Source organism: Flavicella sp., assembly GCF_029238425.1.
Taxonomy (GTDB): Bacteria; Bacteroidota; Bacteroidia; order Flavobacteriales; family Flavobacteriaceae; genus Flavicella.
The window spans coordinates 1-13,402 of sequence record NZ_JAQWGB010000103.1; the positions used below are offsets into that span (position 1 = coordinate 1).

General features: G+C 36.4%; 11 protein-coding genes. 1 reads left to right on the forward strand and 10 read right to left on the reverse strand.

The features are described 5' to 3' along the window. Positions 1-409: 409 nt before the first annotated feature. Entirely contained in the window at positions 410-1,363 is a 954-nt protein-coding gene (locus tag P8H68_RS07640; RefSeq protein WP_300323074.1) for a 2OG-Fe(II) oxygenase, read from the reverse strand. Between the two features lie 94 nt (positions 1,364-1,457). Further along, positions 1,458-2,132: an NAD(P)H-dependent oxidoreductase gene (locus tag P8H68_RS07645; protein WP_300323076.1), complete on the reverse strand. Its 675-nt coding sequence runs from the start codon at positions 2,130-2,132 to the stop codon at positions 1,458-1,460. Between the two features lie 218 nt (positions 2,133-2,350). Between P8H68_RS07645 and P8H68_RS07650 the strand changes: the two genes are divergently transcribed. Beyond that, positions 2,351-2,695: a helix-turn-helix domain-containing protein gene (locus P8H68_RS07650; RefSeq protein WP_300323078.1), complete on the forward strand. Its 345-nt coding sequence runs from the start codon at positions 2,351-2,353 to the stop codon at positions 2,693-2,695. 27 nt (positions 2,696-2,722) lie between these two features. On the opposite strand, the gene P8H68_RS07655 is transcribed toward P8H68_RS07650, so the two are convergent. From P8H68_RS07655 to P8H68_RS07690, 8 genes are all read right to left on the reverse strand, one after another. Further along, a complete protein-coding gene (locus P8H68_RS07655; RefSeq protein WP_300323080.1) occupies positions 2,723-3,322 on the reverse strand; it encodes a DUF6642 family protein in 600 nt (199 codons plus the stop codon). Between the two features lie 271 nt (positions 3,323-3,593). After that, positions 3,594-5,285 (reverse strand): FAD-dependent oxidoreductase, encoded by a 1,692-nt coding sequence (locus P8H68_RS07660; protein ID WP_300323082.1) that lies wholly within the window; start codon positions 5,283-5,285, stop codon positions 3,594-3,596. 114 nt (positions 5,286-5,399) lie between these two features. Continuing rightward, on the reverse strand, positions 5,400-6,686 hold the full coding sequence (locus P8H68_RS07665) for a peroxidase, FMP-type (protein WP_300323083.1): 1,287 nt from the start codon (positions 6,684-6,686) through the stop codon (positions 5,400-5,402). 44 nt (positions 6,687-6,730) lie between these two features. Next, positions 6,731-8,830, reverse strand: coding sequence for a hypothetical protein (locus P8H68_RS07670; protein WP_300323084.1), 2,100 nt, complete (start codon positions 8,828-8,830; stop codon positions 6,731-6,733). Between the two features lie 2 nt (positions 8,831-8,832). Beyond that, the gene (locus P8H68_RS07675) at positions 8,833-10,572 is read right to left on the reverse strand and encodes a thiamine pyrophosphate-dependent enzyme (protein WP_300323085.1); all 1,740 of its coding nucleotides are present in this window, start codon (positions 10,570-10,572) and stop codon (positions 8,833-8,835) included. Positions 10,573-10,793: 221 nt separating this feature from the next. Beyond that, positions 10,794-11,690, reverse strand: a complete 897-nt coding sequence (locus tag P8H68_RS07680) for a GTP-binding protein (protein WP_300323087.1) — start codon at positions 11,688-11,690, stop codon at positions 10,794-10,796. Positions 11,691-11,713: 23 nt separating this feature from the next. Next, entirely contained in the window at positions 11,714-12,247 is a 534-nt protein-coding gene (gene mog / locus P8H68_RS07685) for a molybdopterin adenylyltransferase (RefSeq protein ID WP_300323089.1), read from the reverse strand. A 101-nt stretch (positions 12,248-12,348) separates the two neighbouring features. After that, positions 12,349-13,402: MATE family efflux transporter (locus tag P8H68_RS07690; RefSeq protein WP_300323091.1), on the reverse strand; the 1,054-nt coding region annotated here is incomplete at its 5' end.

The following is a 13,402-nucleotide window of genomic DNA, read 5'->3' on the forward strand; positions in this document are numbered from 1 at the left end:
TACAAAAACATCAATATTAGTAAATAGGCGAATACCTAGTATTTAATATAGATTCCGTAGACTGAGCCTATCAAAGTCTATAGCGATAGATATTATATTATAGCTTATTTACAAATGTCAAAGTGTTTAAAATCATTTGAAAGCCTAATGTCGAATTAAATATAATTGCCTCAACCAAGTTCTCATCTTTATAAAATAAATTAGATAACTTTCGTAAATTAACAATTTTCAAATAAAACAGAGTTTCAGGAATATTAGTCACAACATATCACACATCCATGAATGATATTTGTTTACACAAACTATTGAATGGCTTTCACAAAAAAAGCCCACCACAGAAAAACTGCAATGGGCTTTTTATTATTTTCCAAGTCTATGCTTGGTAAAGATTATATCTAAAGTTTAATTTTTAAAATGGTGCCGATGTATCTTTCGAACTGTCAGGGATGCTCCAACGCTGGCGTGGGCTGATGTTTTCTGTAACATCTACAGTAGTTGCAGCATTATTTACACTCCCATAACTACTAGATGCACCTCGTGGGATTTGCATTTGATCTCCATACAACCAAACGACCAAATTATTACGTTGTCCGCTAGTTATAGGATGTGTGGCATGCGGCACTCTACCCCGATGAATTATTCCTTTCCCGGGTTCAAAAATACTTTGTGTCGTTTTTCCTGAGCTTTGATCATAAAAATCGACTTCTGAACCTGTAAATGCTTCCCCAGGCAAGTTGATATTGATATTCAACGTAGCTGCTGAGGCATCGGTATGTGCTCGTAAGTCCTTATCTTTTTCAGGGTTATACTGAATAGAAAAACCAAAGGTTTGGCTATCATAACCATAAGTCCCAAGCAACAAGCGTGCAATCGGACGCATAAAGCGATCCATCAAATGCTTATAAAATGCTTGAAAATTAGGAGCCGCCAAATGCCCTTCCGAGCGTTGGTCTAACATAATTCCATATCGGTTCAATTGAATTCCATAAGGAGCTCGCCTAGGAACCTCTGAATTTACTACTGCCTCTAAATAACTACGAAATTCTGCCAAACGTTCCAAATCAAAAAACTGTGCTACATAGACTCCAGGAATAATTTCTTCCCACAAATCTGCCACAGCATTCTCTTTCTCAGGATTTTCCCAGGCATCGTTAATTGCTTTTCTCAATTTTGGATCAAGCAAGGTCTCATCAGGAACCAGCAATGTATCTTTGTTTTCTATTTCCCATTCTGCCCAAGCATCTTCCAATAACTGTCGATTGCCGTTCCAAAAATGAGAGACAGATGGGTCGCGCTTTAGCGAAGCTTCACGAGAAGGTACGCTAAGGTTACGTGCTTGTTCGAGTGTGTTTGCTTGTTTCATTTTTATTTGTTTTCAATTATGATACTATTTACCCCTAGTATTCAAGGTTCTCTTTTAAAATAGAAAAGAGGTTTTGTAAAAATATGCTGAACAATTATTTCCAGGTAACAATGTCTTCAAAGACTCTTCTAGATTTTCCATGTTCTGGATCTGCTTTACGGTATCCAAAAGCTGCCATAAAAGACAGACCATATTTATCGGTATCGATATCAAATTTTTCTCTTAACAAGGCTTCTGCTTTTTCTTGATGGAAACCTTCTATAGGACAAGAGTCAACACCTATCAAGGCCGCCGATGTCATCATATTTCCCAAAGCAATATAAGTCTGCTTAGAAGACCAATCGAACAATTTTTTATCCGTATCTAAGTCAAAATCTCGCTCTTGAAACTCTCTATAAAACTTAGAATAGATTTCAATCACATCTTCAGGCATTTGTTTTACATCTTTTAGCATATGCTTGATATAAGGTGCATCGTGTTTTACCATGGATCCTTTCATGCTCAATCCCAATATAAAATGACTTGCGGTATCCAATTTCAAAGGAGCACCCCAGGCCACTGGCTTTAGCAATTCTCTTAGTTCTTTATCTTGCACCACCACAAAATGCCACGGTTCAAAACCAAAAGAACTCGGAGATAAATTGGCTGTTTTTAAAATGAAATTGATTTGATCCTCTGTCAAAGTTTTTGAAGCATCAAACTCTTTAGTAGCATGTCTAAAATTGAATGCTTTTAGGATTTCTTGTGTCTTCATGTTTGGAGTTTCCATAGATATTTATTTTTATATGTTTTAAACTATCATTAGTATAGTACAAAAGTATCAATAGTATTTGTTTCTCACAATAACGGTCAAATTTGATAGTATAAATAAAAACAAATATACTACTGTATTTCAGCGAGTTAAACAACTTTATTTTTACTGTAAAAATTATAGTTGCATAACTTAATATAGTATTTTACTTTTGTAATTACTAAAGAAGAATATATATGTATACATTTAAAGGGAAAGAATATCCATGTTGTGCTAGTTTGACTATGGGCGTTATTGGAGGGAAATGGAAAACGGTGATTTTATTTCATTTGATTGAAACTCCCCTACGATATAATGAATTGAGAAAAAAAATGCCTATGGTTACCGAACGTACTTTGAGTTTGCAATTAAAGACTTTGGAAGAAGATGGAATCATCAAAAGAAAAGTATATACTTCCAAACCTCCTTTAAAGGTAGTGTATTCCCTAACAGATTTTGGTAAAACTTTAGTTCCGGTAATTCAGTCCATTGCCCAATGGGGTGTGTTTGCTGTTGCAGAAAAAGGAAAAGAGATTGCCTAAATTAATTTATTCAGAATAGTTTTTTCTTCAATAATACAATCTGAAATCTAAGAGTTTACAGGCTTTATAGTGTCTTTGGTGTAGTTCCTCCACTACCTCCAACATATTTTCATCTTCTTTAAACAAATTAAAGTAAGCCATATCTAATAATGTACTGGTAATTCCCTGGAAATGATTTCCATAACCCGAAATGGCTTTTGCTCCTGTGATATCCAAAAAATACTGGGCTTCCTCCTCATCTAAATCCAAGACTTTAGCATTTGAAAAATGCACTATTTTTCCTTTGAGTCGTCCCTCAAAAATTTCTGCAATTTCTTGCAAACTATAATAGTAATTATTGACACAGATAGAATTGGCCTCCCCATCCATAACCAAATAAATCACCTCATAATCTTTAAAGTTATGATCTTCTAGCACTAAGGTATTCAGGTTGGCTTCCAATCCTTCAATAGTATCACAGGTATTGTAAATACTTGCCACTCCGAAATCCATAGCCAACTGCTCCATCTTTTTTTGTGTTTCGGTCAGTTCCTCTGCTTCTATTTCTTCCACTGCTTCTAAACAGTAAATAAAATAGTCGGTATCTAAAGCTGGATCTTCGGAAAATTGCTGCCTTTTTTGTAACAAACGTAAAAATTTTATGCCGGGGTTCTACAAGACAAAAATAAGACAACTCATTTATTTTTTCGAATCAAATTATCAAAATATATCAACTTGTCCGAGCCTTCCCAACATAACTGTTTCAAACACCCTTCGACAGGCTCAGGGTACATACTGTGCGACGGGCGCAAGGTACGGTGGTACTCTCACGGAGACTGAGCTTTTCGAAGTCCCATCAATAAAAAAAAGCACAAAAGAAAATTTCCTTTGTGCCTTTTGATTAGAATCTTAGTAAAACTTAATTACCAGGTTTTACTAGAACACAACCTTCATTGGTTACAGTGATGGAATCTATGTCATAATTGCTTTTTAACATAACTTCTGTAGAACGCAAAGAACCATTTACCCAGCCTTGCATATCTGACCAAGACTCGTTACAAGTAAAAATATCTTCGTTGTCTAATGGATTTGCCATTCTAGCAATCACAGCTCTATCATCAGCATTCAATGCCCATTGATGGTATGCATGTGGAAAATCGTTTTCTCCATCCCAAGCGCGGAAACTTGTCAATACAGGTTCTGGCACATAATGCGTGGCAAACAAGTCTTTGATTTGTTTCAAAGCTTCCACCACCACTTTTTCTGAAGCTGCAAATAGTGTTTGTGGACTTTTCGAATGTTCTCTTTGTAAGGGACTATCAAACTTTGGTCCTACATTTTGCAACCCTCTCCAAAAAATGGTATTGGTAAAATCACAATAGATGGTCAAAGCAGCAGGTTTGCCATTGTCGGGTTCTCCAGGTGCCGTTTGTACCGTATAAAAAGGATAAATAGAATTAATTGGCAGGTTGGTAAACGAAGGGCCTGCTTTTACTACAGGCTGTCCTGTAGACCCATCTGCCCACCAAGGTCTATCAAAATACAAATTGATTTTTAATAAACTCATCGGTGTGATGGCATTGATATCCTTCCAAAATGTTCGGGAGTTTTTATTGCTATTTAAAACTGGAGAGGATGCAAATAACGTTTTCATGGCCTTGCTTGGAACGGCTAAAACTATCTGCTTCGCATCTATGGTTCCAGTTTCGGTATCTTGTTCAAATACAAAAGCGGAATTTCCTTGATCGGCTATACTTACATGTGCTTTATAGACACCTTTCTTACCTTCAATACTATTCACATTAACACCTGTTGTAATAATTCCTCCCAAATCTTTTACTTTGGTTTCTAAGGCACAAATCAAAGAACTGAATCCTCTTTTTAAAGTAAAGTATTGCGGATCGGCTGGAAAATCTTCTAAAATTTGCCATGCTTCCCCTGCATTTGGCAATCCTTGAAAAGGCCCTCTAAACCCAAGCACCTCACTCAACATGGTTATACATTCTTCAGAATAGCCCATTCTTCTTAGCAAACCTCCTAATTGCCATTCGTTTAAAGGAATTCCCTCCCATTTAAAATCCAAACGAAATTTTTGCCAAAATTCTGGTGATGGTTTTGCAGGAGCTTGTCTTACGCCATTTTCATTTAAGATACGTTGGTAGATCACTGTTAAAATAGCACCTGGACTTTGGTGTTGTTCTGCAGGTTCTAAGTCGTATAATTCACCCCAAATTGCATTGTTATTTGCCTTAGACTCATCTTCTGTAAAACTATGCCCTCTAACGCAATACCTATTTGTTGTCATCGGAAAATAGACGGTATCATTGCAAAGGTCCAATGCAGCAAATAAAGACATCAATTCTTTCATTGAATCTTCAAATCGCATTCCTCCTTCTTCTTCTTTTACAATAGATTTTTCATTGTCGTACGGATCTTTGATTGCCACCAAGTCAGAGTCTAGTCGACCTCCAACACGATTCAATCGGTCCAATACTACCACTTTTCTTTTGCTGTCTTGTTCTAGCAATCTATACGCTGTATACAATCCTGAAACCCCTGCACCTACTACAAGTACATCTGTTTTATTTATATGTTTTGATTCTTTTGTCATCACTTTTTCTTTCGCTTTTTTGTTGTATTATTTTTTTAAAAAAGGCCCAACAACGAGATATCTGTTGCTGAGCCTATTTTTCTTATTGTATGCTATTTGTATTATAAGTATTCATTAAGAACGACGTTTGTGCCCCATCACTGGACAAACCGGTGGTGCTGTATTTTCGTTACTCTCTTGATGCGCTTCTGTTGGCAATTGAATGGATGGCAGACGTCTGTTTGCAGGGATGTCTTTTTCTCTACGCAAAGTATTCACTTGAATATGTGGCCATTGGGTAGTCCCACCTGTAGAACCAAATTGGAATTCAAAGTCTACAATTTGTTCGTATTGAAGTTGTTCAATGATACCTCCGTATTCTTCATCTTCAATTTCTTCTAACCACATACGAAAACGCATTCTAGTAACTTTGCAATAACGATTTACCATTGGGTTATTGATTGTTGCACCTTGCAAGCCTGTATCATGGAAAGAATCCAACTCAATCAAGTCGTATCTTTTAAACTTCAAGCCTTCGTTTGCTTGTGATAATTTTAAATTAGGCTGTACCGTGTAAGGGAATTTTGCTCCGTATTGATCGTAATTGAAAATTTTCTCAAAATAAGCACGTCCACTATTCACTCCTGTATTTCCAATTCCACCATCTGGGTTTTGCGCTTCACGAGGCAACTTGGTCCAGTCTGGTTTCTTTAGCGAACCAGGGATTAAATCTGTGGCAGGATCAATTCCCATCGTTGGCGATACTGCCAAATATTGCTGTTCCCACAGTTCTGCTATTTTTGGAGCTTCTCCTTTATTATTTTCTTGATGATTTCCTGTAAGATGGATCGTTGTTCCATGAGGAATCACGCCAGAACGAGAAATTTGGTAAGGTGGTACAAACTGCGGTCCTAATTCTCCAGGACCAATTACAGGCTCTCCTCCATCTTCTTTTACCGACTCAGCATCTGAGGCATGGCTGAATAAGTTGGGTGGATTTTGATACGGACTGTCTTCTTTCCAAGGCATCGTATTATCTCCCAACCATAAATACATTCCATCTTCAAAATGTTGTAATTCATCATTGTTATCAATAATCGCCGTTTCATATTTCACAGCGGCGTTGAATTGTTCATTAGAACCCGCACGGTTTCTAACAGGTGCGTTTACTTGAGTAAATTTCAACTGCTCTCTGTATTCTTGAGATTTGAAATGGAATACACCAAAAATAGTTTCTGAAGTTGTTCCTGGTGATGGCATTGGTGTAGTATGCAGTCCTGTTGGACCGTCTTTCCAATTGACCCAAGTTCCATGTAATTTTGATAGTATTCCAAATTGAGCGCCATCATTTTTTCCTGTAGGTAATCCTTCTTTCCAAGGTTTGTAAGGTTTTACTGATGATTTTTGTGGTTCTTTTGACATTTTCTTTTTCTTTTTAATTATTAGGTATTTAGTGTTGCAATTTTTTATTCTGGACAGATAAAAGGATACTCCTTATCGTCGATTAATTTCTCTATGTTGAAAAAGTCGTTCAATACAGATTCAGCGGTACAAAATGCCCCCTCTACCCATGCTTGATCGTTGGAATAGGTGGATCCAACAATAAAAATATTGCTATCCTTTCCTTCTACTAACGACGATGGTTTTCTTATTTTCTGTTGTACATCTCCAATATTATAATGAGAAAAATAGGCATGATATCCTGCATTAAAAGGAGGCAATGACCAATCCATATATTTGGTTTCCAAAGGCTCCGGTATTGCTGTGTAATTGGCTTGATCACCATAATGCAAACTTGCCAATTGCTTGCGCAGCATTTTCACCATGATTGGTGTGGCTTTACGAGGACCTATTAAAGGCTGTGTATCTTGTGATTCTGGAGTTTTTCTTTCTCCTTCAGGTCCAATTTCTAAGGCCTTCCAAAAGGTCGTATATTGGATATCGTCATAACTTGCTAAAATTCCGTAGATTTTTTTGCCTTTTTTATCACGCGCATTGTCACCAAAATACACCACTTGTCTGATCGGCATGTCTGTGGCACTAGGACCAATAGTATCTAAATGTGCGATTGTTGTGATTTGCTCTTTTTCTTTATAAGTAAAGATGGCTTCCGTAATAGATTCTGCTGCAATTAAAAACGCTGCTTCACTATTATAACTTACTTCGATCAATGAAGTAACTGAATTGTCATACCCCTTGCCTTCCTTTTCTGCCTTTTGTTTGGCTTTGGCAGCTTCGGAAGCAGCTTTCTCAATCGCTTTTAAATATTTTGAAGGGAACTTCTCTTTTTTCAAAGTCTTCACTCCCTCTTGCGTTAAGAAATAACTGTTTAATTTTGCCGGATATTTTGCTGGAGAAGGAACGTCATCACGCCACCAAGGTGTATCAAAAAACATCCCAATTTTATAGGAAGGCTGCATCAAAACAGATTCTAAATACAATTGTACTTTTTCCTCATTTAACACATCAAAATCGTCTTCATTTTTATTCTTATATCTGGTTGCCTGTGCTACTAAATCAATAGCATATCTACCCATTGCTAAAAAAGCTGCATCACAGGTTTTGGCATCCAATTCTTTTGAAGGATCGTTTTTACTTGCTGTTGTAAAATGAATGATCTTTTTATTCTCTATGATAGAACGCAATCTAGTATTTGGATGGTATTGAAAATTGATTCCTTTTTCATTGGCCAAGGCTACAATTTTTTGAAAAAGAGTAGAGAAAATCCCTGAGTAACCAGTGGTCAAGGTTTTATACAGCGTCCCTGGTGTAAACTCATTATTTACCTCAAATGACTGTGCAGAATTGCTATTTACCACATTAGAAGAATATCCATTCCCATCAGCTAGATAGCCAAAACCTTCTTGTCCTAAAACATCATAGGCCAAATTCCAATACCCTATATCTTTTAATTTTTGCCCTTTTTTAAATATCGATTCGTCTCCTAAATCTTTATCTATTTTTCCATGTTCATAAAAATCACACCACTGTTTTCTAGTCGGTGGCAATGCATTATCCGAAACGTTAATTCCTACACTTTCAATTTTGGTAAAACCATCATCTGGTGCCCCATCCGCTCCATAATTATTTACATTATATGGTGCTGGGTTGCTAGCATTGATTTCAGAAGTATACATACTTTTAGCTCGCAACGACAATAAAGGGTCACTAGCTTCATTAAAAGGAACGGAATATTTTTCCAATCCAATTTCACTTATGGTTTTAGTCACCAATCGATGTCCTGGATTGTTTGCATCATTTGGGTTTGGGTTGTTTTTTGTCTTTTTATAATCCCAAGCAGAATAACGCATCCCTCCCAACTCTAAATAGGAATTTTTAGGATCCTCCTTATAATGCCAAGTACAAACTCTTGCTCCGGCTTCACGCGTTCCATTTTCCTTTTTGGAGAATTCATATTTCCCCCAATCATACAATTCAAGAGTATCACCTTCTTTTAAGTTTTTTGATGTGTCTTTGTCATGTGCTGGTTTTCCTTGTAGTAATCTCCAAGCCGTGTACAATCCTGCAGCTCCTGCTCCAAAAATCGAATAAGTTTTCTGTTCCATATTTATTTTTTTTCGTTTTTACAATTCATTACTTGTGGTGTCAAATTTTTCATTTGTCCTGCCAAATCCTTTCCAGGTATTACAATTTCAACCAAGGTTGGCTTGTCTGTTTTTACCGTTTTTAGTTTGTGCAAAACACTTTCTAATTCTTTAATGGTACCAGCTTTAAAACCATTGGCTCCATAAGCAGTAGCCAAGGCCATATAATCCCATTTTGGAAGGTTGTCAAAAGTGTCAAAAGTTCCATTTGGACAAAAAGCATCTACATCCACAAAAACCTGTTCTATGGCATATACTTGATTGCTCATCACAAAAATCACACTGTTTACTTTGTATTTTGCTAAGGTGGAAAGGGATTGACAGATCATCATAAACCCTCCATCTCCTGCGATGGTCCAAGATTGTTTTTTACTTCCCAACTGCGCTCCTAAGGCCGCCCCGGTTTCGTAACCAATACATTGCCATGCTGCAGAACTGATAAAACTATTTTGTTTCATCCCGTAAATATTGGTAGCCACATACATCGCGGAACTGACACCAAATGTTAGGTTGATATCCTCCCATAAATTATTGTTTTCAATATGTTTTACAGTATGTTGAAAAAAACGGTTGTAGGTAATTACCTCTGGCTTGTCATTGTATTTAGGGTCAGATGATCCCGTCCAAGGTTCTGGATATTTAGGTTGTTCGGGTGCTTTGTTTTGTAATGGATAAGCCGCACTGTTTTCAAAACGCTCTAATAATGCCTCCATAAAATCTTGCATGCTGACTTTGTCATAATTGAAATAGCCAACCCTCATTTCGGTGGTGGTAGACAATACCATTTCCGAAAATTTATTTTTAACAAACCATAAATAATCGTCTGTGATAAGTGTTCCTAACGACAAAAAGCAATCCGATGCTTTTACATAATTGGTAACATTTTCTATGGATGCAGCATCAGAATAAGTACCGATAAATTTATCTCCTTCTTCATCTAATACCGTTTTCCCCAAAGAGGTTGTGGTGTAAACAAATCCACTCGCATCAATTATTTTTTGTAATAGATCTGACAAGCCGTGACGTAAGACTTCTACTCCAGCAAAAATCATCGGTTGTTTGGCAGCTGTAATTTGTTTCCAAGCCTGATCGACTGCATTTTGCAAAGCATCTTCTTTGCTCTTTTTTACTTTAGGTTGTAGTTTCTTTTTAGAAGGTCGTTTGCAAGGTTCTCCCCATACTTCACTATAACAAGCGATATACACGGGTTTTTTATGAGTAATAGCGGCAACAATTAGTTTATCAATTTTTTTTGCGGCTCCTACCGAAGTACTCAAAGTTTCAGAGGCTACAGTAACATGCTTGTATATTTCTTGATCTGCTTTTAAATTACCTGTTGAGTGATGGTACAGAACATTGTACATATCACCAATTTGACGATCGTTAGAACCCGGAGTAGCACTGATTACTACCATCGGACTCGATTCAACATAGGCCCCTGCAACTGCATTCAAAGCACTAAAAGTACTTACTCCGTATTGTAAAGAAACAGCCGACAACCCTCTCGTTCTACCATAAGCATCTGCAGCATAAGAAGCATCCAGTTCATTAGACGTCCCAATGGTTTCAATACCCTCAAAATGCTCTAAAGCTTGTGTAAAGTTTTTAACATAATCACCCGGAATTTGAAATAATTCTGTGACATCCAATTGTTGCAAACGTGTTAAAAGATAATCTGCAACTGTAAAGGTTTTCTCTTCCATTTTTTTGATGTTTTCAAATTTCAAGAATGATGATGAACTCATCTAGCATTCAAAAAATTTTGTTCCATTCAAAATTGTGGAATAATTGGATTTACCTCTAATAAAAATCCATAAGCGTTGGATTTTTGATTACAAGAGGGCCTTTTGTTTATTTTAGAAAATTATCACTAAATAAAATGAACATTTTTTCATGCTAGTAATCATAATGATAGCGTGAAATTTTATTTCACACTTTTTTCAATCACCACTTTTAAGTTTTCTGGTTCACTTCCAGGACCTATTGTTAATAGCTTTGAGCCAGTTATGGGAATCCCTCTAAAAGGTCTTATATAAACTTCCCCATCTGGATTTCTCTCAAAATAGGTATGGCTTTCCTCTCCATTTATCCGAGTACACCCCTTGACTCTTAAAATACTTTTCGGCAAGGAATCACATATCGTATAAACACTATCAACCGACGGCAACTCTGGTAAATCCACTGAACAAGAAGACCAATGTGATTTATGATGGTCGAATTTTTGAGCTTTATTTTGAGAAGGCAAAAGTTTAGGTAAAAGTGCAATATCAATGGTGTCCATAGTACTTATTGAAGCCATGGGATTTATTGATTTTATACTATTTTTCACTTCTTCCTGACGTTGTAGTGAAGCCCCCTCGGTATGCATTAAAACAATCAAAGAAGAGACCTGAATCTGATTGGACTCCAATTCATTTTGTTCTCCTCTTTTTTGCCAATTTTTAACATCAATCACTGAAATTTGAATAGGAGGAAAAAAACGATCCTCAATTCCAACCCCTAAGAACTCCATTAGTGAACATGCGTCGGAAGTTCCATTTGCCTCAATAATGGTAACTCCATTTTTTCTTTCTGGAATTCTATTGACCATATTTCTCAGCTCTACGATACCATTACAACAAATACAATTACCACTTAAAGCTTTGATAGTTTTTGACTCCAATAATGTGGCGAATTGTTGAGCATCCATTTCAGCATTTTCAAAATCATTGAGGATCACATAAGGACTGACTTCAGATACTGAAAATTTTTCCAGTAAATATTTTAATAATGTTGTTTTTCCAGCCCCTAAAAAACCAACAATTGTAATAATAGACTCCATTATAGATAGAATTGAAAATCGATTTATTTCACTTTGGGTCTAAAAGGATTCATTACCTCTGTGTTACACTCTAAAAAGGGTCCATCCATTAGATCAATACAATACGGTACCGCAGGAAATACTGCATCCAAACATTCTTTAATTGATTTTGGTTTTCCAGGTAAATTCAAAATCAAGCTACTACCTCTAAGACCAGCAGTTTGTCTGGACAGAATAGCAGTAGGAACGTATTTCAAGGATTCCATTCGCATCAGCTCACCAAAACCAGGCATCATACGATCACAAATCGCTTCTGTAGCCTCAGGAGTCACATCTCGTTTCGATGGCCCAGTTCCACCTGTGGTTATGACTAGACAGCAATTTTCATTATCTACCATCTCAATCATATTTTTTTCAAGTACATCTTGTTCATCAGGAAGTACTTTGTAAACCGGCTCCCAAGGAGAAGTTAGATAAGAATTTAAGGTTTCTACGACTGCTTTACCACTCAAGTCTTCATAGATTCCTGCGCTAGCTCTGTCACTTACATTGATAATTCCAATTTTCGCTTTTGACATTCTAAATAAATTTTAATCTGGAACAAAGATAAAAAAAACACAAAAATTAACGCAACTCATATGCGTTTTTAAGTAAAAAAGTAAAACTATTTGATTTTTTTCTACTTAAACAAATCTGAAAAGTCATTTTTATATTCTTTCCAAATATTTACTTTGGCTAGCTTAGAGTTTTCTTTTTTGAATTGTTTTCTCATTTCATAAGATGCCAGAAAACCAGCAGCAATATTTCCTAGAGAAATTCCTATATAAATCCCCTCTACCCCAAAATAAGAACCGATCAATGTAAATGGAATCGTAAATAGTACGGATTTCAATAGCATTAATTTCATAGAATTCAATGGTAATTGAAGTCCATTGAATATAGATGAAGTTATTACAAAAAGTCCATAGAAAATATAAGAAGCACTTACGATGTAGAAATAATTTGCAGTGTATGCAACCACAGAAGTATCTTCACTAAAAATATGCGCAATGGGTTTGATAGTCAAAAATAACAACACACAAACCAAGAGCCCAAGATAAGTAGAAGCCCTACCTCCAAAAGCTATAGATTCATTGATTCTATCTTGTAGTTTGGCTCCTTTATTTTGTGCAATAAAAGGTGTGATAGCCGTACTAACTCCTAGTATCCCAATCAAAAGTAGCGTTTCAATTCTGCTAGCTACACCAAAAGCCGCTACGGAAGTTGCCGATTGTTTCGCAAACAAAAATGTCAAATACATTAAAGTAATTGGGCCAATTATTTGAGTGACAATTGTTGGTAAGCCTAATGTTCCAATTTCTTTTAAGGTGTTTGAAAACTGACCTAAGGTATTCTTGAGGTTTACCGTTACTAATTTATCCTTTAACAATAAATAAAACATTCCTAGAATTACAAATACCCAAGACCCAACAGTTGCCCAAGCCGCACCCGTGATTCCCATTTCCGGAAATCCTAATGCTCCAAAAATAAGTCCATAATCCAATACCAAATTGATCACACCGGCAATTCCCATGATGATTTCTGGGTTGCGCACATTTCCGGTAGCTCTTAAAACGCCACCTGCCATTAAGCCAACTGTTAACAAAGGAATTCCTACTAATAATGGAATGATATACAATTCAATCAAAGGTAAAATAGCGGCATCAGCTCCCATAAAGGTAAAAATACTTGCA